Source organism: Acinetobacter sp. TGL-Y2 (assembly GCF_001612555.1).
Taxonomy (GTDB): Bacteria; Pseudomonadota; Gammaproteobacteria; order Pseudomonadales; family Moraxellaceae; genus Acinetobacter.
This window is the reverse complement of sequence record NZ_CP015110.1, coordinates 2296889-2322623: the sequence shown is the minus strand read 5'-3', so window position 1 is coordinate 2322623 and position 25735 is coordinate 2296889. Positions and strand designations below refer to the sequence as shown.

The following is a 25735-nucleotide window of genomic DNA, read 5'->3' as shown; positions in this document are numbered from 1 at the left end:
TTAAAGATGGCGTATCTTATTGATCCGCCAGCAGAGTGTCAAGTAAATGAGGTGCGAGTTTGTTCAAAATATAACAGAACAGTTCAGCAGTTTTTTGCGTGTCATACAGGGCAGAGTGAGCTTCTTTGCCATCAAACTCTATTCCAGCCTGAATACAGGATTTTGCAAGAACCGTTTGACCAAACATGACTGCGCTTAATGTCACCGTATCAAATACAGAAAAGCTGTGAAACGGATTTTGGTTTTTGGTGCCAGTACGCGTAATAGCCGCTTTAACAAAGCCTAAGTCAAAATGTGCGTTATGCCCAACCAATACCGCATGGGTACATTGTTGTTGCTTACGTACTTCATTCACTGCTTTAAACATACGTTTAAGTGCGGTTTTTTCATCTTCTGCCATGGCTACGCGCATAGGGTTGAATGGATCAATGCCAATGAAGTCGAGCGAGCGACGGTCTAAATTTGCACCTTCAAAAGGATTGATATGTGCATGATGCGCTTCACCCGGAACAAATTGACCTTCATCATTATAAATAATAGGAATGCAGGCAATTTCGAGTAATGCATCTGTATCTGCATTAAAACCAGCAGTTTCAACATCGACTACAACGGGTAAAAACCCGCGAAAACGTTGAGCAATGACTGGTTGTATTTCAGTTGTCACACCTTTCTCCAATGAATGGTTTTACCGGCATATAAAGGAATAATCTTTTCCCCATCTAGATAATCTAGACTTTCAGGAATAATATGATCTTCTTTCACCAAAGTAATGGTGTTGGTATTACGAGGAAGACCATAAAAATCTGCACCGAAATGACTTGCGAAGCCTTCTAAGCGCTCGATTTTACCGACTTGATCAAATGCTTGTGCATACAGCTCAATTGCAGTAGGCGCACTATAACAGCCTGCACAGCCACATGCATTTTCTTTTGCATCTTTTGAGTGCGGTGCGCTATCTGTACCTAAGAAAAATTTAGGGCTGCCACTGGTCGCCACTTCAAGCAAGGTCTGCTGATGGGTTTGACGCTTTAAAATTGGTAAGCAGTAGAAATGCGGTTTAACACCACCGACCAACATGTCATTGCGGTTAAATAACAAATGTTGCGGTGTAATGGTGGCAGCCACATTACGATCTTGTTCAAGGACAAAATGTGCAGCTTCGCTGGTGGTGATATGCTCTAAAACCAGTTTAAGTTTTGGAAATTGCTTCAATAAAGGAGAAAGGACTTCGTCGAGAAAACGCTTTTCACGATCAAAAATATCCACATGATTGTGGGTGACTTCGCCGTGTAAGAGCAGCGGCACTTGATGTTCTTCTAATTGTTCAATCACGCCGTAGACTTTACGAATATCACTGACACCATTGTCTGAGTTGGTGGTTGCACCCGCTGGATAAAGCTTGATGGCGTTGACATGTTCAGACTGTTTAATTTTGAGCACTTCACTCGGTGGAGTGTGGTCTGTAAAGTAAAGCACCATGCGTGGATCAAAATTTACATTCTCAGGTACATTTGCCAAAATTCGTTCACGATAGGCATTGGCTTCCTCAACCGTTTTTACCGGTGGAACAGTATTGGGCATACAGATCGCACGAGCAAATTGACGAGCTAAATCGGGCACAGTACGCTTCAGTGCAAGACCATCACGTAAATGGGCATGCCAATCATCAGGTTGAAGCAGAGTAATCGTATTCACGGCAATCATTACTGAAAAAATAAGCTAGATGATAATCCAAAAAGTGTGAAATTGATAACCGCAATCATTAATAAAATGTTGTATTGGGTTGCCAAAATGTCAACTCAATCGTCAAGATTACATCGCTTGCTCATTTATTGTTATGGAGTTGAGCAGAAATACATCGAAATGCTCGAACTTCAGATCAGGTTGATTTGGTCTTAATTTTTAAAAGTGTGATATTTTATCATTTAACTGAAGTGTTTGAGAGTTTATTCTGATATTGAAATATAGGTTGCTTAGATTAATATTTTGATTTTATTGAATAAGTGTTAATATTTAAGTTAGATTAACACTAACTAATCGATGGATAAAAATAATAAACTTACAGGTTGTTATCTGCAAACAATGAAATCCGAATTTAATATAGATCAATTAGAACAACAAAAAAATAAAATCGAGCAATTGCTTGAGAAACATCATCGCAAGCTAAATTCTAAATTTGAACATGATTTAGAAATGCAGTTCTGGAAAGATCGTGAAGATCGTCTGATTAAGATGATTGTTCGTGCAATTGTGCCCACCATTATTATTTTTATTATTTTTGAATGTATTAGTTTGCCACTAAATTATTTAACCACTGAGCCAGAGCATCGTTTTAACGATGTAAGTTTGACTTTGATTTCGTATGGTACAGGCTGGATTGCATTATTCACTATTTTTGCTATGGCACGGCGACCTGCTTGGAATCGTTATTATTCACAAGTAGTTGCAGGTATTATTTGTTTCGGTTTAAGTGTTGTTCAATCTGTTCTGTTGTCCATGCATTCGCTTTCCATGACATGGCGTGGCACATTAATCATTGTTTTCGCTCTAATGTTTGCTTATTTATGTTCAGGCTTAAGACCGAAAACCACCTTCCTTGCCAGTATGATTTCAGCAGTCATTGCATGTACTTATTTGTGGGTAACGAGCGTTAAGCTGCCGATTTGGGTGATTACCAACACTATTATATTGTCTAATTTTGTGGGTTTGGCGCTCTCGGTATTGTCTATTTCGACTGAACGAATTCGCTTTTTACAATCCATTATTATTGACTATGACAAGCAAATCTACTCACAATTAAATCAACATTTTATTCAATTGAGTCAACAAGATACACTGACCATGTTGGGGAATCGTCGGGGCTTTGAACAGCATGTGCAAGATGCGATTGATCTAACCAAAAATACTAAAAAGCCCTTTGCTATCTTATTCATCGACGTGGATTATTTCAAACTTTATAATGATTTGTATGGGCATGATCATGGCGATAATGCACTGATTCGTGTTGCTCAAACATTGTTAAGACATGTTGATGAAGGTGATGCAACTATTCGCTACGGTGGAGAAGAGTTTGTGATTTTACTCAAAGATACTCGTCATAACGAGGCTGCACAAGTCGCAAAAAACATTTTAGATGATATACGGGCCCAAAAAATTGAACATCAGAATTCAAGTATTGCAGATTATTTGACGGTCAGTATTGGTATGACGGTTTATGAAGGACAGTATGAGATGAGTTATCCTGAATTATTAAAAATTGCAGATCAAGCGCTGTACTTAGCAAAGAATCAAGGACGCGATCGTTATCAGGTTTTGTAATACATAGCTTAATCAATGCTGAAATGTGATCAATCCGCACAAAAAAACCGCTCATTGAGCGGTTTTTTTCTTAATACGACGGATTAGTTTTTGTCTTTAAGCTGTGGAACTGCAGAGCCTGTACCCACAGCGAGCAAGCCCGCATTGGTGTAAATACCCAATTTAGCACGGGTATCTGTAATATCAAGATTACGCATAGTCAACTGACCGATACGATCCATTGGGGTAAATACAGAATCACCTTTTTCCATCGTTAAACGCTCAGCTTCATAGGTGAGGTTTTCAGATTCAGTGTTCATAATGGTGAAGTCATTACCACGACGAAGCTCTAAAGTAACCGTACCTGTAACCGCTTTCGCAACCCAGCGCTGCGCAGTTTCACGAAGCATCAGCGCCTGTGAATCGAACCAACGACCTTGGTAAAGTAGGCGACCTAAACGTAAACCATTAATGCGGTATTGCTCAATGGTATCTTCATTATGAATACCCGTTACAAGGCGTTCATAAGTGATATGAAGAAGTGCCATACCCGGAGCTTCGTAGATACCACGAGATTTTGCTTCAATAATACGGTTTTCGATTTGATCCGACATCCCTAGACCATGACGGCCCCCGATACGGTTCGCTTCAAGGATCAATTCAACCGGATTGTCAAAACGCTGACCATTCAATGCAACTGGCATACCTTCTTCAAAAGTCACTGAAACTTCTTCAGCTTTTACTTCTACGTCATCTTTCCAGAATGCAACGCCCATGATTGGATCTACGATTTTGATCCCAGCATCAAGATATTCAAGATCTTTTGCTTCATGAGTCGCGCCTAACATATTCGAGTCGGTTGAATATGCTTTCTCTTTTGACATTTTGTAGTCGAAACCATTGTCGATCAGGAACTGTGACATTTCTGCACGGCCACCGAGTTCATCAATAAAAGTTTGATCTAACCACGGTTTATAAATTTTAAGCGCAGGATTGGTCAACAAGCCATAACGATAGAAACGTTCAATGTCGTTTCCTTTATAGGTTGAGCCGTCACCCCAAATGTTCACGTCATCTTCTTTCATTGCGGTAACAAGCATTGTCCCTGTTACTGCACGACCAAGTGGCGTCGTATTGAAATAAGGAACACCACCGGTACTGATATGGAATGCACCACATTGAATGGCAGCAATCCCTTCAAGTGCAAGCTGTAAACGGCAGTCGACTAAGCGAGCTTTTACAGCGCCGTACGCTTCAGCTTTACGTGGAATCGCGTCATAGTCTTCTTCATCAGGCTGACCCAAGTTTGCTGTATAAGCATAAGGTTCTGCGCCTTTTTGCTTCATCCACAATAAAGCTGCTGAAGTATCTAGACCACCAGAAAAGGCGATACCCACTTTTTTGCCCACTGGTACATTCTGCAAGATCGTTGCATTATCAGTCATTGCTCGTCCTAACTATTTCGAAAGAGGCACCACATACATGGGTGTCCAGAGAGAATTTTATGAAGGCATCATTATAACACTCTTCAATATAAATTTTAGAGTGTTGTCAGTGGAAATCTTTTTTTTAATTTAAAAAACAGATTAATATGGCGAAAACGATGGTTTTACATCAAGTAAATAAAACTGAAATGGAATCAAATGACAATGATAAAAAATAGTGATAAATACCGATAAAAATCAAGCCCTATTAATCTTACATAACAATGAACCATCAAGCATGAATGATGCAGGTTAAATTTTTTAAAAAATATCAGTAGGGTTAAAGTTGATCATTTAACCCAATAAACTGTTTTTCAATCGGGGTAAACATATGATCGTTGCGGGCAATCAGATATAAACCAATATTGCGGTATTGCTCAGGTATATCCCGATAATATTGAATATTAAATTTCTGAATCAATGATTTGGCAATCATGGATATTCCCATGCCCAATTGGGTAAATTGAATCAATGCTTCATGGTCATAAATATGCGTCAATTCACCTTTGCTGAGTTGATAATCCATATAAATTTGATCTAGAGTGGTTGAGTAACAACATTCATCTGAGGCAAGTAAAATGTTCTGATGATTCAAACAATCCGCAAGATTGTCATGGTTGATGACATTTTTCCCAATAATCACCAATTGATCATCTGCTTTTTGAATATACTGGATGTTTTTCTGCTTTGGATGGCCTAAAACATAAGCGATATCTAGATTTCCATGTAAAATTTCATCTTCAATATAACCCGTCGCACCTGTTTTCATAGTGATTGAAAGTTCAGGATAGGTTTCATAAAGCTGACTAAAAGAAGGATAGAAACGCATTCCACCTAAACTGGTATTGGTACCAAAGCGTAATTTTTTTTCCTGCTGATAGATTTTATTTTCAGTTTCTTCCCATGTGAAGATCATCTTTTTGTATTGCTGATATAAATTCATTCCAGATTCAGTCAGCTCAACACCTTTGGGCTTTCGGATGAATAATTGACGTTTATAATGATTTTCTATTTTTGCTGTCATATTGGACTGTAAATAATTGAGTTTATTTGCCGCCGCGGTAATACTTTTGAGTTCAGCTACAGTTACAAATGATTTGATATCACCTATATCGATATTCATTTCAGTTCCTTAATCATTCATTGAATAAGTGTTGGTGTCAGCTTTATACACTGTAACATCAAAAAAAGTGATGTATGAGTTATAATATAACATTATTCATGATGTCATTTGTTTTCTATACTCTATGAACTTTCTTTCTGTTGAGTACAGCAAATGAATCTTCGAGTGATTGGTGCAATAGTTTTATTGTGTCTGGTCTGGGGATCTTTGTGGGGATTGGTCAAGCATAGTTTGCAAATATTCCCGCCATTCTTATTTATTTCTACGCGTTTAATTTTCGCTGCACTTACGCTGATGCTGGTGCAATTTTTATTAAGAAGATCTGTTTTGCCCGCAAAAGGTGAATGGCAACAACTGATCATCTCAAGTTTAATGATTTGTATGGGTTTTTACGCCACACAAACGTTCGCAATGCAATTTGTTGATTCGGGATTATCAGCAGTTTTAGTGTTTACCATGCCGATTTTTATTGGGGTATTGGCGCATTATATTTTGAAAGAACGTTTAAACACGCAGAAAATAATTGGACTGGTATTGGGAACATCAGGGTTGATTGCGATTCTGTGGCCTCAGTTACATCAAATCCATTTTAATTTATCTTTGATTGGTCAGCTTATACTCATTCTATCTGGCTTTTTTTGGGCTTTGACCACAATCTATATCAAGCAGAATTTTGCGACATATGACAAAATTAAACTAACCGTGTGGCAGTTATTGATAGGCGGGATTGTGATTTTGATTGGAGCATTAATCATTGAGCCTGTTGAATTAAAGGTTTGGATGAATCCATTTAATGATTCTATTTTACTTTATATTGCAGTGATCGGGACAGGTTTTGCTTTTGCGTTGTGGAATTGGATTGTCAGTCAAGTCGATACTTTTATTGCTTCAATTTCAATCATGTGTATTCCTCTTCTGAGTCTATTTTTTGGTTATGTATTTTGGCATGAATCAATCACGCTGAATATTATGATCGGGGCAGTCTTTATTTGTTCTGGAATAATTTCAAGTTCTTTAAACATCAATACGCAGCAAAAAGAATAAGATTAGTGGGCTGTAATGGTTGTTAAATGCAAGGATTATTGAATGCATTTTTATTTCATTTGGGCTTTGTTGCACAACTCTACCATTAGATGTTCATTCAGCAATATAATTTCTGAATGAACAAGCCTACGCCTAAAATTTATCGTACAACCAATTGGTCTTCCTATAATCGGACCTTAATCAACCGAGGAAATATCTCCATTTGGTTTGATCCTAACACTCAGTGGTATGCCCAGCCAAAAGGTAAACACGGTCGAAATCACACCTATTCCGATACCGCTATCCAATGCTGTTTGATGATCAAATCTCTATTTCGCCTATCTTTACGTATGGTCACAGGCTTTGTTCAAAGTCTGATTAGACTCTGTGGATTAGATTGGACAGCACCAGACTATTCGACCATATGTAGAAGACAAAAGCATATTGATATCGCAATTAGCTATCAGAAAAGGGTAGTGCTAAATACCAACGTGTAATAATTCATTTATATATTTTAATATCAATAACTTATTATTTTTATCACGTCGTATTCATGCACTACCATGGTTTTTATACTCATTTCCCATCCCGTCTTCAAGCATCCTGTTTTTTCTTTTTACATCCAAAATTTTATGCGCGGTAGGTTGTAAGGTAGAATACTAAGCAATAAAAAAGCCCTTGTAAAAAACAAGGGCTTAATTAAATATTTGGCGGAAGCGGTGAGATTCGAACTCACGGAGGGGGTAAACCCTCGTCGGTTTTCAAGACCGGTGCATTAAACCGCTCTGCCACGCTTCCATGTGCGCCATCATACGAAGCTTTTCATTTTATGACAAGCAATAATTACATCTGAAGCATCCAACTGAATAATGTTTCAGCAAAATTTTAAAAATAATCACAATTTGGCTGCAATTTCAGCACCTTCACGGATCGCACGCTTGGCATCCAGCTCTGCTGCAAGCTTGGCGCCACCAATAATATGGTATTTAGCAAGGGTCATCTCGTTGTCAGCTGGCATAATGGCTTTCACTGACTCTTGGCCTGCACAGACCACCACTGTGTCCACGCGGAGCAGTTGTGCTTGACCATCAGCTTCAATCCACAATCCCTCATCTGTCACCGCTTTATATTGCACACCGCGTAGCATACGTACCGCATGTTTTTTGAGTTGCGCACGATGTACCCACCCCGATGTTTTGCCTAATCCTGCACCGAGTGCTGTGGTTTTACGTTGCAATAAATAAATTTCACGAACAGGGTGATCCACTTCAGCAGGTTGTGAGCCTCCTTCAGAGATGTAATTTGGATTTGGATCAACCCCCCATTCACGTTTCCAGTCATCTAAAGGTTGTGGTTGTGGCTGATGTTCAGGTTTGAGTAAGAACTCTGACACATCAAAACCAATCCCCCCTGCACCAATCACAGCCACCTTTTGACCCACTGCCGCACCACGTAATACTTCTGCATATGACAATACTTGCGGAGCATCACTGCCTTCAATTTTTAGCGCACGTGGTATAACCCCTGTTGCCACAATAACTTCATCAAAGCCTTCACGCTCAAGCTGTTCACGATTCACTTTGGTGTTTAAACGAAGTTCAACGCCCGTTTTTTCAATTTGAACTTTGAAATAGCGGATCGTTTCGTGGAACTCTTCTTTTCCCGGAACCACTTTTGCCAAATTAAACTGACCACCCACCTCATGGCTAGCTTCAAATAACGTCACCGCGTGACCACGGCTGGCAGCAACGGTCGCAGCTGACATGCCTGCTACACCACCACCCACCACCGCAATTTTCTTCGGAGTTTTGGTTTTGACGTAGACCAATTCGGTCTCATAGGCTGCTTGTGGATTGACTAAACAAGTCGCACGTTGGTTTTTAAAGGTATGGTCTAAGCACGCCTGATTACACGCGATACAGGTATTGATTTCATCCACACGATTGGTCGCGGTTTTATTGACCCAGTTCGCATCTGCCAAGAATGGACGTGCCATTTGCACCATATCCGCTTTACCTGCTGCCAAAATTTCTTCGGCCGTATCAGGCATATTGATTCGGTTTGAGGCAATGACGGGGATTGCAACATGCTTTTTCACTTCGGCGGTGTAATCGACAAAGGCTGCACGCGGAACAGAGGTCACAATCGTTGGAATACGCGCTTCATGCCAACCTATTCCGGTGTTTAATAGCGTGACACCCGCTTTCTCCAAAGCTTGAGCGACCGTAATGACTTCATCCATGGTGTTTCCGTCATGCACCAAATCCAGCATCGATAAACGAAAACAAATAATAAATTTTTCGCCAACTTTGGCACGAATTGCTTTCACAATTTCAACCGCGAATTTCATGCGGTTTTCAATCTCACCACCCCAGTGGTCAGTCCGCTGGTTCACATGGCGACTCAAGAATTGATTCAGCAAATATCCTTCTGAACCCATGATTTCCACGCCGTCATAGCCTGCTTTTTTAGCAATACTCGCAGTTTGTGCATAATCCTGAATGGTGCTCAAAATTTGTTTATCAGACATTTGACGCGGTTTAAAGGGTGAAATGGGTGATTTAATTGGGCTTGAAGACACCACAAAAGGCTGATAGCCATAACGCCCTGCATGTAATATTTGCATTAAGATTTTAGCGCCATGCTTATGTACCGCATGTGTCACCAAACGATGCGGTGCAATATCAGCTAAATGATTCATGGTGCCGCCCGCAGGTAGTAACCAACCTGAACGATTCGGTGAAATACCACCTGTAATGATCAGTCCCACGCCACCTTTGGCACGCTCGCCAAAATATGCTGCCAGTTTAGGATAATTATAAAAACGATCTTCTAAACCTGTATGCATCGACCCCATCACCACACGATTTTTAATCGTGGTAAAGCCTAAATCAAGCGGTTTTAATATATTTGCATAGCGAGTTGTCATGGCATGTCCTTTAATTATGGGCTTTGCAACTTGTTGCATACTACTTTAGCTGTTTTAAAATAATTTTGGATGACTGCAATTGATTATTTGCATGTAAATAAGGTCAATTTCTGAATGAATCATGCTCTATATTTTTTTATCCTTAATTTCTTGGCAGTTCAGCATGACTTTGTTGCATAAAGGTGTGAAAGATAAATCTATCCTAGGCCAATCAAATTTAAGTGACTACTTGGGTATGAGGGCGACCAAATTCTGTGAATTTATTCAAGACTGCTACGCGTGCATGAATCTCATTCACCTGACTAGGGAAACTCCTTGCTGTTAATTTATCGCCTAATAATTTGATGCAATGCATCTTGGTTTCTACCAAACTTCGACGGTGATAACCAGACCACCTTTTCCAAAGGGATCTTCCTGAGAAGCACTGCTTCGCAAGATTGACTGTTTTCAATAACTCATTCCGCTCTATAGACCTCGCTTGCTGATCTTTCCAAGGCTTTGCATTCTTCCTTGGTGGAATTACCGCATGTGCATCTCGATCTAAAATGACTTGTCGGCAGTGCTTTGTGTCATAAGCACCATCCGTATAGACAGAATCAATTTTCTCATCCAAGGGGGTTTGAGCAAGTAAATCTTCTAGTACTTGTGAATCACTGACATTGTTTGTGGTTAACTGAACAGCCCGTATTTGTAGGGTTTTAGCGTCTATACCAATATGCAGTTTGCGCCATTGACGACGGTATTCAGGCTGATGTTTCTTACGTTTCCATTCACCCTCACCTAAAAATTTCAGACCAGTAGAATCGACGAGTAGATGCAGTCCATCACTACTTTTCTGGGTAGTGCATGAATACGACGTGATAAAAATAATAAGTTATTGATATTAAAATATATAAATGAATTATTACACGTTGGTATTTAGCACTACCAAAACCATATCTAGATTTAACTATATTTATAGCCTCTATTAGTTTTTGTTGCATAAACATTCGTCTATAAAGAGCATTGAAAAAGAAACTGGATGGAATATATTTTTAATGTATTACATTTATTAAAAAAATAAATTATAGATAAATTAATCACACATTTAAATTAATCTGTTGAGTAGTAGATTTTTGTTTACACAACTGTATTAATTGGTAATAATTCAATAACACTAAGCTCAATATAAATTTTTAAAAAATGAAAAAAAATCAAATATTCATTATGTTCAGTTTATTAGGCTCTTCAGTTTACGCAGCAGATCCACAATTACGCTCAGGGTGGGAATTAGATAATGTCCAACGCCAACAACAACGAGATCAAGCCTTAGAAAAACAATTACAACCCACACCAACAGTGCAAACAGGTTTAGATCAAAGTTTACAAAATAAACAGCAACTTCAATATTTAAAATCACACAGTGAGAGCGTGTGTTTTGATATTAAAAAAATCATATTACAAGGTGATGATGCACGTAATTTCACCTTTGCCATGCGTCCAGTCATACAAGGTAAGCACAATCTTATCGGTCGTTGTATTGGAGTACAAGGCTTAAACCAAGCCCTAGATTTAGTCCAAAATAGCATTATTAGTCATGGCTATGTGACAACACGAATGCTTTTACCCCAACAAAATATTGCATCGGGAGTTGTTCGTTTACAAGTAATTGCAGGAAAAGTCGATCAAATCCAATTTGTTCAAGGGACGTCTAAGCGTGCGCATAAATTTAATGCACTCCCAGTAAATTCAGGTGACATTTTAAATATTCGAGATATTGAACAAGGTTTAGAAAACTTTAAACGTGTGCCGACTGTTGAGGCTGATTTTAAAATTAAACCCTCAGAACAACACAGCGAGCCTGGTTACAGTAATCTTGAGTTGGTTTGGCAACAATCTAAACCTTATCGTATTCATTTAGGTGTTGATGATGCTGGCTCAGACTCAACTGGGAAATACCAAGGCACGGCAACCTTATCTTTAGACCATCTCTTTACAGCAAATGATCTATTTTATGGCAGTTATAACCATGACTTAGGTGGTGGTGACAGTGGTGAACGAGGAACAGATGGATATTATCTCAGTTACTCGATTCCATTTGGTTACTGGCTATTCAATACAAGCTACAGCAAATCTGACTACAATCAAACTGTGGCGGGTGCCAGCGAAAGCTATGAATACAGCGGTAAAAGTAAACTGATCGGTGCCGATTTGTCACGTGTCTTATATCGAGATGCAAAACGCAAAACCACAGCGACAGTCGGTGGATGGTATCGAGAGTCACAAAACTATATCAATGATACAGAAATTGAAGTACAGCGCAGAAAAACAGCAGGCTGGAAAGCCAGTCTTGATCATACTGAATATTTTGCCAATACAACACTTTCAGGAAACTTGACCTACAAGCGTGGGACAGGTGCTTTCAATGCCATGCGTGCACCTGAAGAGGATTTCGGTGAAGCTTATACCCATGTGGGTATTTTACAAGCCAATGCCAGTCTGCAAGTACCTTTTAAAATAGGGAATCAATCATTACAGTACCTCGCTGAATGGCGCATGCAACACAGCCAAAAACCACTCACGCCTCAAGACCGTTTCTCTATAGGTAACCGCTATACCGTAAGAGGATATGACGGTGAACAGACGTTATTGGCGGATAATGGTTTCTTAGTGCGTAATGAAATTAGTGGCTCGATGTTTAAACTTCCAATGCAATGGTACACAGGCATTGACTATGGCGAAGTGGGTGGAAAAACAGCACATGAGCCAAACCCACTCTTAGGTACTAGCTTGATGGGTGCTGTTGCAGGACTCAGAGGACAAGTACTGAAATCTGTGAGCTATGATGTTTTTTTGGGTACACCGCTAAAAAAACCTGAGCACTATAGAACAGACAATGTGACGACAGGATTTAGCTTGAACTGGATGTACTAACACCAGTTCATTTGGACACTGATTGAACGAAGATATTTTATATAAAACATTATAAATCAAAGCATTTAAATATTTAGATATTAGGGTAAACATCATGAATAAGAACCGCTATCGCGTGATATACAGCCAAGCACGAGGCATGTTTGTTGCTGTTGCAGAAATTGTAAAAAGTCGTACCAAAACAGCTGGACAATCTGAATCCAATGTTACAGTTGAAGATAAAAGTACAATCACTACATTGTGCTATAAAAAAATAAATCCGCTCAACTTTGCTGTGATCAGCTTACTGGGTGCAGTGATCTATACCATCCCGATGTCTAGTATCGGTAATACCCAAATCATTGCCGATAAAACTGCACCAAACTCACAACAGGCAACCATACTCAACAGCAGTAATGGTCTGACTCAGGCCAATATCCAAACCCCAAGCGCAGGCGGTGTATCACGCAACACCTACAGCCAATTTGATGTAGGACAGGAAGGGGCTATACTCAATAACTCACGCAATAACGTACAAACACAAATTGGTGGCTGGGTGCAAGGCAACCCATGGCTCGCCAAAGGTGAAGCCAAAGTCATTCTCAATGAAGTCAATTCTAGCAATCCTAGCCAGCTAAAAGGCTATTTAGAAGTTGCTGGAAAACAGGCCCAAGTGGTGATTGCCAATCCATCAGGCTTAATCTGTGATGGTTGTGGTGTGATCAATGCTGATCGCTTTACCTTAACCACGGGACAAGCAGTGGTGAACCAAGGTTATCTTGAATCATTCCGTGTCCGAGAAGGACAAGTGACCATTGAAGGCAAAGGTTTAAATGGTAGCCTAACACCATATACTGATATTTATGCACGCGCATTACAAGTCAATGCAGGACTGTATGCCAATGAGCTGAATACAGTACTTGGACAAAATGACATCAATGTACAGAATGCGAATACAGCACAGGTCAGTCCTACGACTGCAATTACACCATCGACCAATCAGGCAGGTTATGCACTGGATGTCGGGCAATTGGGTGGGATGTATGCAGGTAAGATTTACCTTGTCGGTACAGAGCAAGGCTTGGGTGTACGAAATGCGGGATCAATCAATTCTACCACAGGCACTATGAAGCTGAATGCCAATGGTGACTTGGTCAATACAGGCAATATCATTGCCAATCAAGATCAGATTGCGATTCAAGCACATAATCTTAAAAACAGCGGCAATATCAGTAGCACAAAAAGCAAAATACAGATTGATGCGACTGACATTAAAAATGATGGATTGATTGCCACCAGTGATGAACTAAAACTTAATGCACAGGGTAACATCAATAATAATGATGGAGTGATCAATGCTGGACGACTCGATTTTACTGCACAAAACTTAAGTAATAACCAAGGTAAGATTGATCAAACAGGACAACAACAACTCAACATGACTGCTAAAACCTTGGACAATACTCAAGGTTTGATTGGGCAAGCGACCAAAGACAACAACACAGCAGGAAATCAAACAGGCACAGCGACGCCACCTGTCACAGATCCTGAACAAAATTCTTCTGCGCAAGATTCGAGTAGCGTTGGAGTTGCACCAACAGATACCACTGTTCCAAAAACATTTGAAGCAGGCAATATCCAGATTGCACAAGATATTCAAAATATTGCAGGTCAGATCGTTAATAATGCGGACATTAATTTAAGGGTTCAAGACAGCATTAAAAATAATGGCGGTGAAATACAGCTGCCAGAACTCCAGTTCAATGGACAAAACTTCGAAAACCAAGACGGTAAATTCACAACCAAAGTGGTGAACATTACTGCGCAAAATGTCAATAACCAGAAAGGTTTCATTGGTGCATCAGAAAGCTTTGATGTCAATGCGTTACAACTGAACAATACCCAAGGACGCTTACAAAGTAGTAAGGCCCTCAATTTAAAAACCACGGGACTTGAGAGTAGCGAAGGTCAAATTGTTGCAGGACAACTACTCAATCTCAATGCGACGCAAATTAATAACAGCAAAGGGATCATTGCCTCTACGGACAGCGATACTGTATTGAACTTTAATAGTTTAAGTAATATCGCAGGGGAAATCTCTGGCCAAAATATCCAGCTGACAGGTCAGAACCTAAACAATCAACAAGGAAGCGTACAATCAAAAAGTACTGATCTTAACCTACAAGTAGGTCAGATTGATAATGGCATTGACCAAGCGACAGCAGGTCACTTAATTGCTGCACAAAATCTGAAATTGAATGCACAGCAACTGAACAGTACAGGACAGATCTATGCAGGTAATACGGCAGATTTAACGGTCAACATGCTTCAGCAACATGGGCAACTGGCTGCACTGAATAAAATCAATGTTCAAGCGGACAGCATTAGTAGTAATCAAAATGCTGTTTGGGCAGCTGGACTCGATACAGATGGCAAACTTAGCAATGCTGGTGCTGCACTCAATATCAAAGCCCAGCAAGCTCAAATTGCAGGCAAAATTTTATCGGGTGCGGAACTACAGATTCAGGCAGACCAACTCGCAGATTTAAGCAACAGTGAAAGTCAAGCCAAACATATCCAAATTGATACAACACAGCTTAAAACTACCAATACACGTTTAATTGCAGATGCTCAACTTGATCTCAATGCAACACAAAATATTGATAACCAAAAAGGTCAATATAGTGCTGCTCAGATGAATATCCAAACCCAACAATTAAATAATGATCAGGGTTTAATCCAGCATACAGGTCAGGACAATTTCACTCTCGATATTGCAGATCGTATTGATAACAATACGGGACAAATTATCAGTAATGCGAATAATACTGAAATTAAAACCAACAATTTAAATTCAGTTGAAGGTGCAATTTTACACGCAGGTGATCAACAGCTCACGATCACTGCACAAAATATTCTAGGACAGAAAGGCAAAATTCAAAGTAACAGCAAACTGCAAATTGATGCAGGTATTGTGAATCTCGATGAGGCCATCACTGCTGCACAGAACATCGATTTAAAAGCAGCAGAACTCAGTCATCAGCAAGGGCAGATGATCCAAGGGGATGCCAATGGACAGTTGAACATTGAAGTAGCACAGAAATTAAATAATAACAGTGGGGTGATCAGTGCTGCAGGTCAGTCGAGTATCAAAGCAACTGAGCTGAAGAATCAGCAAGCGGTGATTCAAACACTGGCTGGCAAAGACCTGAAACTGACGACACAACAATTGGATAACCAGTCAGGTAAAATTATTGCAGGGCATGATATTAGCCTCCAAACAGGTGAATTGAACAACGATACTGGTACTGTATATGCAGCAGGAAAAATTGATCTTGATGCAAGCAAAGATGTCAGTAATCAACAAGGACTGATTGCTTCGCAACAGGCCCTGATGCTTAAGGCGCAGAATTTAAATAATCAAAAAGGACAAATACAGTCTGAACTAGGCGATGCAAGTTTAAACACTGCCCAAACCTTAAATAATCAGGAAGGCAGTATCCAAAGTGCAAATACCTTGAATATTGCCACTGCTGAGTTGAGCAACCAAGGTGGACAACTCGTTGCGGGTACTGATACGCAAATAAGAGCCACTCAATTGAATAACCAGTCAGGGACTATTTATTCCAAAAAACAATTGGATTTAAATGTTACAGGTACTGTTGATAACAGTGCAGGTACACTGGCTGCAGATCAAAATATCAATCTGAATACACAGAATTTACTGAATACAATAGGACAAATTCGTTCAGAAAATGCTGATTTAAATTTAAGTAGTACTCAAGACATTCAAAACAATACAGGTCTAATTTCAGCTGCAAAAAATCTTAATTTGATTGCGCAAAATGTTATATCACAACAAGGTAAAATCCAGTCAGGTGCGACTGCAAAAGTTCAGTTAAATAACTTGGACAATACCGAGGGTGTCGTGTATGCCGCAGAGCAATTACAACTCACTGCAACAGGTGAGTTGAACAATAGCAAAGGTGTGGTTGCAGCCGAGCAATTAGTTGATCTACAAGCAGGTTCAGTGATCAACGATGCAGGACAAATCCGTTCACAACAAGACCAACTGAAACTCAATGTTCAAAATGAGCTCAGCAATCAAACGGGTGAAATCTCAGCGGGGAAAGCCATTGCATTAACAGCAAATAAATTGAGTAATCAACAAGGTAAAGTGATTGCCGGGACATCCTTAAATGCAACCACACAGCAGATTGACAATACCACAGGCACAATTTATGCCAATGATCAGCTGACATTGAGTGTTGCGGATCAACTGAATAACCAGTCAGGTAGCATTGCGGCAAATCAACAGGTACAGATTCAAGCGAAAAATTTAAATAACAATGCAGGCAAAATCCGTTCAGAAAACAATGTATCCGATTTAACCGTACACCAGACCTTAGACAATCAGTCAGGTGAAATATTTGCAGGCACACAAGCAAAAATTAATGCAACGATAGTCAACAACCAACAAGGGGTTGTGTACACCAAAGATCAGATAGATTTAACAGCAGGACAACTGAATAACCAACAGGGGCAAGTGTATTCAGTCGGTTCAGCCACGGTCAAAGTTCAAGGTGATATCAAAAACCAAAAAGGCGTCGTGGTTGCTGGGCAAAACCTCAATGTACAAAGCAACACCTTGGACAACGCAGAAGGTACTTTACGTTCAGAAAAAGCAGATTTAACGGTCAATGCACAAGGGCAATTGATCAACCAACAAGGCGATATTTATGCAGGGCAGAACCTCAGTATAAATAGCAATGGCTTGGTCAACACTGCTGGACAAATTGCTTCGCAGAATCAGCTGAGTATCAATACAGAGCAACAGCAACTCAGCAACCAAAATGGTAAAATTATTGCCAAAACCCTAGATTTAACCACGGGGACCTTAGACAACCAAGCAGGATTAATTCAAGCTGAACAGTCGGTTAAAATTGATACTCAGCAAAATGTATTAACTAATAATAATTCAGGAACGACTGCAGGCATTCTCAGTCAAGGCAGCTTGGATATTGCCAATGTTTCCCAGTTAGATAACATCGGCGGGTATATTGCTTCTGTAGGTTCAACGCAGATTGCTGCGCAAAATCTGAATAACAATCAAGGACAAATCAACAGCCAAGCAGATTTGAACATTCAGCAACAGGCTTCAGGTGGTCGTATAGATAACTTGGCGGGACAAATCCAAGCTCAAAAAAATGTGAACTTGAATACCGACACGATCAATAATGCTGGAACGGGTAGCCATATCGTCGCAGGAGGAAAACTGACAGCGACGGCGAATAAAGTGATCAATTCACAAACCAAAGATAGCACCATACTTGGTGGTTTAGATGCAAAAAATATTGAAATCAATGCACAAGAGTTGGATAACCAAGTGGGTGCAATTCGTGCCAGCGAAAATGTGACACTGAATATTCAAAATCAACTGTCTAACCAATCAGGTTCGATCAGCAGTTTAGATACCCTGAGTATTGGTATACCCAATAAAACTCTCAATGTAAATAATACTGGCGGTGAATTACTCGCTAAAAACCAACTCAATCTCAAAGCCAATGAACTGATCAATACAGGCAAGATTATCAGTGAAGGCAATGTTGATATAGATCTGAAGCAAAGTTATACCCACACCAAAGATGATCAAATTGCTGCCAATGGTACATTAAAGCTCAACACTGACAACGATTTGATTAATCAGTCAGAACTGACCGCTGGGCAAAAACTAGAACTCAGTGCAAAAAATATTAAAAATGAAACGGGTGCAAGCATTTCATCGAATGAAACGCATCTTACTGCTCAAGATACAGTACACAACCAAGGTTTAATCAACGGTGAGTTAACCCATATTGAAGCGGATCGTGTATGGAACGATGGTGCTCGTATTTATGGAACAAATGTTGCGATTCAAGCCAATACACTGGATAACAAGTCGAACTCTGCTGGCACAGGCGCTGTGATTGCATCACGTGGGGATATGGATTTAGGGATTAAAATCTTAAACAATCAGTCCGGTGGTACAGTGAAAGAAAGTGCTAGAGACAACGCTTGGATTTTCAGTGCAGGTAATTTAAATGTGGGTGGGAATTTAGATGCAGACCTAAAGGCTCAAGGTAGTGCGGATACAATTAATAACTTAAGTGCTCGTATTGAATCACTGGATGATATGACACTTTCGGCAAAAAATATTAACAATACCAATATGATATTTGAGGTTAAGGAGTTTCAAGTCGGTGGGGTTACAGACAAACTCTACATTCAACCTAAAGATAAAACCACCAAGATTCCCGTTGAAAATTTAATAAGACAAAATTGGAGCAGAACATATTTATATAAATATGATACGACTCCTTCAGTTCTACCCGAAAATGTCATTTTAGGTGAAACCCCTATTCCAAACGTTGAATCGATCAATTGTATCGGTACAGGAGATGCTCAGACTTGTAATGTAAATTATAAAAAATCTGATCCAGTTTGGGCCTATTTTAACATCACGCCACCTGCAAAAAATGCACCTGACGCACCCACATTATTGGAACCAGTTGTACCTACAGGACAAGCAAGCTGTGAAACTGGAGTAGGTTATGATGCTGTAGCGTGTTCAGCATATCAAGTAGCATTTTCACAATATGAAAATGATAAAAAAGCATATGATCAAGCTCAGAAAAAGTATGCTGATGATTTAACTGAATGGGCTGATAGTGATGAGACTGCATATCAGGAATTAGCAGATGCGATTCAAGAATATAATACACAATTTAATGATAATGAATTTAAAAAGTGGACTCAATATCAAGTTAAAGAAACCAAGCTTGAAAGTCAGGTCGTAAAATCATCTCCTGCAGAAATTATTGCAGGTGGCAATATGAATCTGTATGCAGACGTGTTTGCCAATAATCAAAGTCAGGTTCTTGCTGGAGGTGTACTTAAGACAGAGCTCACTGAAGATTTGGTGAATAATGAGGGGAAAGGTGTACAGATTTTAAAACAATCAGGAACCAGTCAATTCACTCAAGAGCGTTGGAGAGGAGGTTTTAAACGATACTATCAACGATCATGGGGTGATTTGGTAGATTACAATCCAGCGGATGAAATTACGCCGATCGATATAGTCGTAAACAAATGGTTAGGCAATGTTAAAAACCATACTTCTAATCAAAACATATCTCCAGTAACTTCAGGTGCTACAGCTGATATTAATGCAAGTGTTGTAGAGACGCCTGAGCAGCAAACGGATCGTCAGCAGCAAAGTCAGCAAGCCAATGTCAATGTGGACGCAGGTCAATCTGTTTCAGCCAGTGGACAGAAGGCTAATGTCGCATCTCCAGATCAGTTGACTGTGAAAAGCCAAGACAACAGTGATGTAAATACGCAACAACAACACATCGACAAAGTGGATGCAGCAAAAAACTTACAGGCGGGTGTGCATCAGGTTGCGGGCGTGAAGGGAGCTGATGATGTTGAAATTCGTTCGGTTTCTATAGATTTTATCAACGTACCAAGCAATGCCTTATTCAGTACCAATCAAGATAGTCAGGCAAAATACTTAGTCGAAACTGATCCTGCATTTAGTCACTATAAAAATTGGTTGTCTTCCGATTACATGATGGATGCGCTTGGAATTGATCCAGCGATGAAGCAAAAACGTATGGGGGATGGCTATTACGAGCAACGCTTGGTCCAGGATCAGATTGCACAATTGACAGGACAGCGCTTCTTACAAGGCTATGCCAATGATGAAAACCAATACAAAGCGCTCATGAATAATGGCTTAACATTTGCCAAACTTTATAATTTACGTCCAGGTATCGCTTTAACTGCTGCACAAATTGCACAGCTGACGACGGATATTGTTTGGTTGGAAGAAAAGACCGTCAAGCTTGCAGATGGTACAACGACAAAAGCCCTTGTACCACAAGTCTATGTCAAAGTTCGACAAGGAGACTTAAAAGGAGATGGAACCCTGATTAGCGGAGATCAGGTCAATCTGCAGGTCAAAGGAGATGTCCTGACCAGTGCAACTATAGCTGGACGTGAGGCTTTACAGATTTCAGCAGACTCGATCAATTTAATGGGTGGACGACTTCAAGCCAACCGTGTTGGATTGGATACAGTAAAAGATCTGAACAATATAGGGGGAAGCATTACAGCGATTGAATTTGCAAATCTGAATATTGGTGGGAATTTCAACCAGCACAGTACGACGGTATCTACTGAAAATAAAATAGGTGAGAGTGTCTTTACCCGTGAAGGGTTGGAACGCAAAGCGGGGATATATATTACAGGTACCCCCTTAAATCAGGCCAATAATAATACGGAAAATTTAAGCACCACACTGAGCATACGAGTGGGTGGCAATACATCATTGAAAGGTGCTGAAATCATTAACAATAATGGTTCAAGCAGTATAAAAACCGAGGGTGATCTGAATATTGAAGGTGTGAATACTTCGGTCAATAACCGTGGTTATGCCAATAAAGATAATTTCAATTACGAGAAAAAGCAGGAAGATATTGGGTCAGTCATACAAAGTAAAGGCGATACACGACTACAGGCTGAAAATATTACGGGGAAAGCGGTTAATTTAAATAGTCAACAGGGAGATGTTGTATTAATTGCCAAAAATAATATCACTTTGGAAAATGGTGAAAACTATCATGAAATAGATCAAGCAAGTTTTACCAAAAGTAAAAGTTTCCTAGGTTCAACAAGCGTAGCAACTAAAATAAAAAATAGTTCAGAACACTCAATTGCTAATCAAATACAGGCAGGTGGCAATATTATTGTTCAAAGTGAACAAGGCAATATTAATGCTACGCATCTCCTTGCAAATGCAGGAAAGTCGATAGAGATTAAAGCGAGTCAAGGTGATGTAAATCTTCGATCAGCTATAGATACAGAAACTCGTAGTATTGATCAGGCAAAAACCAGTGCGATTAAATACAGTAATAGTCAGAAGGGATATATCGATCAAGAAGTTGCCCAAACCAAGCTGATTGCCGGAAAAAATGTTGATATCAATGCAGGTAAAAATATAGAGCTAGAAGCCAATGATGTCAAAGCTGGGCAAAGTATCTTTGTAGGGAATACCCTAATGCAACGCCAAGCTGATGGTACATTGAAATCGGCTGACGGTTCATTGATGCCTGAAAATGTAAAACTGAGCACGTTGGAAACCCATGATCAGCAGTGGGATGAACAGCAGAAAGGTTATCGTGGTATTGCTAAAGAGTTGATGAAAATCACCGAAGTTGGTTTAGCGGGTGTTCAATCTTTATTTCCGGGTGTTAAAGTCGATACTAAACTCACGGTCGGGGAGTCCAACAGCAAACGTGAAGAGCAAATTAAGCAAACAGGTACAAATTTAACGGCCAACAATGCTTATGTAGGATCATCAGGTCAAACTACACTCACAAGTGCCGATATTAGGGCAAAGAACACAATACTTTCAGGTCAAAAAGTGACATTGAATGCTGCCGAAGAACAAAACATTTCAGTGACTTCGCACAGTAAAGAAACAATTGAAGGCTTAGGCGTTAAGCTGAATAAAGATAACGTGCGTTTAGGTGGTTTTGTGTCAGAAGATACAACACAAAGTACCAAGACGACAGAAACAACGCATAAAGCAGGTTCAATCAACACCGAAAATTTAAAAATCCAAAGTGCTGATGGTATTGATATTTTAGGTCAAAATATCAAAGCCACAGGAGATACGGTATTTGATCACGGACGTGGTGCACTTAATACTGGTGGTTATGAAAATAAAACGACAGTCGAAGAAAAAACACATACAGAAACGATCAGTGCAGAAGTGGGTGTGCGTAATGCATACCTAGATGCAGTTCTTGCAGTTGGTGCAGTCAAAGATGCAGCCGAGGCAGTCAAGCAAGCCAAAGATCAATATAGTCAAGCGCAACGTGATTATGCTTCAGGCAAGATAAGCAAAGAAGCCTTGGATGACACAAAAGCAAACGTTACGATGGCGACTGCTAACCTCGCAAATGCGCAGATTGCAGTTGGAGCAGCAGCGGCAACTGCTGCTGCAAGTTCAGCAACCTATGGCTTTACCATTGGAGCGAATGGTGAACGTATAGAAACAACCACGAGCACCAATACCACCCAAGGCAAATGGCAAGGAAGCCAACTTGACTTAAACAACCTGACCTTAAAATCAGAAGGTCAAGATGTAAACCTACAAGGGAGTCGATTAACTGCAACAGGCACAACGACTTTCGATGGGACAAAAGATTTTAATGTAAGTGCAGGAAAAGAACAGAGTCAACAAGAGACCAGCAGTAAGACCAATAACCAAAGTGTGAGTTACACCTACGGTGGTGGTGGAAGTGTATCGGTGGGCAAACAAACATCGAAATCACATGATGAAAGTCTGACAAATGTGAATAGTCAAGTTGAACTCAACAAAGTTTCAGGGTCACTGAATAAACTCAATATCCAAGGTGGAGAAGTGAGTATTGCGGATCGTGGTGATCTCAAAGTCAATGAGATCCATGTAGAAAGCTTACAAGATACAGCATCAGGCAATAACAACAGTAAAGGCGGTTCGGTGGGTGCTGGTTTTGGTTCTAGTGGTTTGAGTAATATCTCAGGCAGTTATAACCAAGGCAAAGGGCAAAATGACAAAGCGTGGGTGAATGAAACCAGTAAACTATTGATTGGTAATGCACAAAACGGTGCAGACCTAGATGCGATGGGCGTGCAAAAGATCAGTAATATTGGCGGAGTGATCGCCAATGCAAGCAAGAATGAAGATGGAACTCTGACTGATCACAAAAAGCTAAATTATACAGGTCAACTTGAGCTCAAAGATATCCAAGACCATAGTTCTGAAAGTAATCGTGGCTTTAATGTTTCAAGCAGTGTAGGCACATCGATTAAAGGTGAGAGCAAAGAAAGCGCATTCCATCCGAGCGGTAGTACAACAGTTGGCTTACAAAGTACAGGGAACGAAAAAGAGCAGTTGACCAAAGCCACGATGGGACAAGGCACGGTTAGTAATACAACCACAAGCACCAACCGAGATATCAACAATACGCAAGAAATCACCCGAGACCAAGTGACAGGATTATTGAATGGTTCAGTGACTGTAGACAATCGTTTACTGACGGAAAGTGGACGAGAGCAGATTATAAAAGAGCAGAAAGATTTACCGCAGAATGCTGAAATCATCGGGAAAATGACAGCAGCCGGTGTTACGAGTTTAGGTGTGGCGACGGCTTCTTTGGCAAGTGGAGATCAAAATGTAGGGCAAGCATTTAAAACATTAATGAACCCTGCTAATACATTTGATTTTATTCAAAAAAATCCAGAAGCGGCCGCAATTCTGAATAAGTTTGGTAATGGCGAATTTAATGATATTGAGTCAGCAAAAAATGCCATGAATCAACTTGCTTCCGCATTGGGTGTAGATGTTGATGTGTTGACCACGACTATTACAGATGTCTACGGGTTAAAAGGAACGACAGATAAAAATATCATTGCGATAGATGTCAATGGAGATAATCGTAAAACGAATATCGAAGTTCTTGAACACGAAATTAGTCATAATCAAGGGCTATCAAATGAATTGTTAAGTAACTTATCAGGTAAAGCAGGAGAATTAGGTTTTACATCTGGAATTGCCTATAACAAAGAAGCTGTTGATTATTACCAAAAACAAATCGGTGATGGCAATGATGCAAAAACACAATTCAATAATGAGGCAATATTAAATAAAGACAATCAAAGTTTCTTTGATAAGATTAATAATGATCCAAAATCATTTGAAAACTATACAACGACCAATATGGCAGTGGCTTTTTCAGAAAAGATCAATTCTGCATTAAAAGCTAATAATCCAAATGAAGCGAAAAAGTTATTAGGGATTTTTTCTAACTATATGACTTTACAATATAATCAATATCAAAAAGAAGATGCAAAAAGCAAATTTGCTGTACCCAATGTAAATATTGATGCAATGGCACAAAAAGCGAAATTGCCAACATTTTTAAATGGGGATCAGTTGAGTCAACTATTTAGTATGTTTCCAAAAGGGTCAAAAGAATACAACGAAGTACAAAAGTTAGCAGGAATGCAACAAGAGATTTATAAGAAAGTCGATTGGGATTTATATCGAGGGTATTATAATGGAAATGACAAGGATAAATGGTTGTATCCAGGAGATAAAAACTATGGCATGTTACCCGATTATTATAAAAAATTAGGCTTAGATGCTGCATCAGTTCCCAAGATTAAAGCAGATGAAAGTCGTGGAGCAAATGCGATATTAGCGACAGGAGGCAGTGCTTTAGCAGGACTTGCTTCAGCTTCAAGACTTGTCGGAGTAAGTGATAAAACAGCAGACAATTTAGCGATAGGAAGTGGCTTGATTAGTTCAGTGGTTGGTTCTGGTATGGCTACTAAATATGGCGCATTGAATGATACTCCTTTGGGGAAGAATGAAATAATTGTACCAATTAGAGATATTAACCCGACTATTTCAAATGGAAAATATGATGCTAATACAGTAAATATGTTTAAAGATCTAACAACTTCATTAAGATCTGAATTAAATTCAAAAATGAAAAATTCTGGAAATTTTGGTGTAGCTGTAATAGATATAAATGGTGTTCAACCGTTGATGGCATCATCTTCAAAATTGGAGTCTCCAAAACCACAATTAGTTGATAAAGGATTCGTTGGAAAGGTAGAAAAACCTATATTTGAAAGTATGACAATTAATAACTCAAAAGGAATTCCTATTAACCGTAGTACTGATACTGAGGCAAAAATTTTAAATAATATTGCAAATCAACTTGGTAATAATGTTAATGCGAAAGGTACAATTACTTTATTTACTGAGCGTGAACCATGTGCTAGTTGTACAATAAATATAGATCAATTTAGAAAGAAATATCCAAATATTAATTTGAATATTGTAGATAGTAATGGCTATTTGTATACACCTAATAAAAGGAAATAATT

9 protein-coding genes, 1 tRNA gene and 2 pseudogenes are annotated in these 25735 nt (G+C 39.5%); 5 read left to right on the top strand and 7 right to left on the bottom strand.

What is annotated here, in order from left to right; translation table 11 throughout:
* Positions 1-16 precede the first annotated feature (16 nt).
* Together rnt and pyrC are read right to left on the bottom strand one after the other, a co-directional pair.
* Entirely contained in the window at positions 17-676 is a 660-nt protein-coding gene (gene rnt, locus AMD27_RS11045) for a ribonuclease T (RefSeq protein WP_081405969.1), read from the bottom strand.
* Entirely contained in the window at positions 661-1695 is a 1035-nt protein-coding gene (pyrC, locus tag AMD27_RS11040) for a dihydroorotase (protein WP_067662975.1), read from the bottom strand. Before pyrC ends, rnt begins: the two co-directional genes overlap by 16 nt.
* A gap of 387 nt (positions 1696-2082) precedes the next feature.
* Here pyrC and AMD27_RS11035 point away from each other — a divergent pair, with 387 nt between their 5' ends.
* Positions 2083-3318, top strand: coding sequence for a GGDEF domain-containing protein (locus tag AMD27_RS11035; protein WP_171254800.1), 1236 nt, complete (start codon positions 2083-2085; stop codon positions 3316-3318).
* An 83-nt stretch (positions 3319-3401) separates the two neighbouring features.
* Here AMD27_RS11035 and argG read toward each other — a convergent pair whose 3' ends face one another.
* Both argG and AMD27_RS11025 read right to left on the bottom strand, forming a co-directional pair.
* Positions 3402-4742: an argininosuccinate synthase gene (gene argG, locus AMD27_RS11030; protein WP_067660372.1), complete on the bottom strand. Its 1341-nt coding sequence runs from the start codon at positions 4740-4742 to the stop codon at positions 3402-3404.
* A gap of 319 nt (positions 4743-5061) precedes the next feature.
* Positions 5062-5904, bottom strand: a complete 843-nt coding sequence (locus AMD27_RS11025; protein ID WP_067660369.1) for a LysR family transcriptional regulator — start codon at positions 5902-5904, stop codon at positions 5062-5064.
* 153 nt (positions 5905-6057) lie between these two features.
* Here AMD27_RS11025 and AMD27_RS11020 point away from each other — a divergent pair, with 153 nt between their 5' ends.
* Positions 6058-6948 carry a DMT family transporter gene (locus tag AMD27_RS11020; protein WP_067660366.1) on the top strand — a complete coding sequence of 297 codons (891 nt, stop codon included), beginning with the start codon at positions 6058-6060 and terminating at the stop codon, positions 6946-6948.
* Positions 6949-7064: 116 nt separating this feature from the next.
* Positions 7065-7397 (top strand): annotated as a pseudogene (locus tag AMD27_RS18170) (transposase); the annotation flags it as partial.
* A gap of 238 nt (positions 7398-7635) precedes the next feature.
* Here AMD27_RS18170 and AMD27_RS11015 read toward each other — a convergent pair.
* From AMD27_RS11015 to AMD27_RS11005, 3 genes and pseudogenes are all read right to left on the bottom strand, one after another.
* A tRNA-Ser gene (locus AMD27_RS11015) sits at positions 7636-7725 on the bottom strand.
* A gap of 97 nt (positions 7726-7822) precedes the next feature.
* Positions 7823-9856 (bottom strand): NADPH-dependent 2,4-dienoyl-CoA reductase, encoded by a 2034-nt coding sequence (locus tag AMD27_RS11010; RefSeq protein ID WP_067662972.1) that lies wholly within the window; start codon positions 9854-9856, stop codon positions 7823-7825.
* Positions 9857-10073: 217 nt separating this feature from the next.
* A pseudogene (locus tag AMD27_RS11005) lies at positions 10074-10694 on the bottom strand (IS5 family transposase); the annotation flags it as partial.
* Positions 10695-11062: 368 nt separating this feature from the next.
* Between AMD27_RS11005 and AMD27_RS11000 the strand changes: the two are divergent.
* A complete protein-coding gene (locus AMD27_RS11000; protein ID WP_067660363.1) occupies positions 11063-12769 on the top strand; it encodes a ShlB/FhaC/HecB family hemolysin secretion/activation protein in 1707 nt (568 codons plus the stop codon).
* 94 nt (positions 12770-12863) lie between these two features.
* Positions 12864-25733 (top strand): deaminase domain-containing protein, encoded by a 12870-nt coding sequence (locus tag AMD27_RS10995; RefSeq protein WP_067660360.1) that lies wholly within the window; start codon positions 12864-12866, stop codon positions 25731-25733.
* Positions 25734-25735 lie beyond the last annotated feature (2 nt).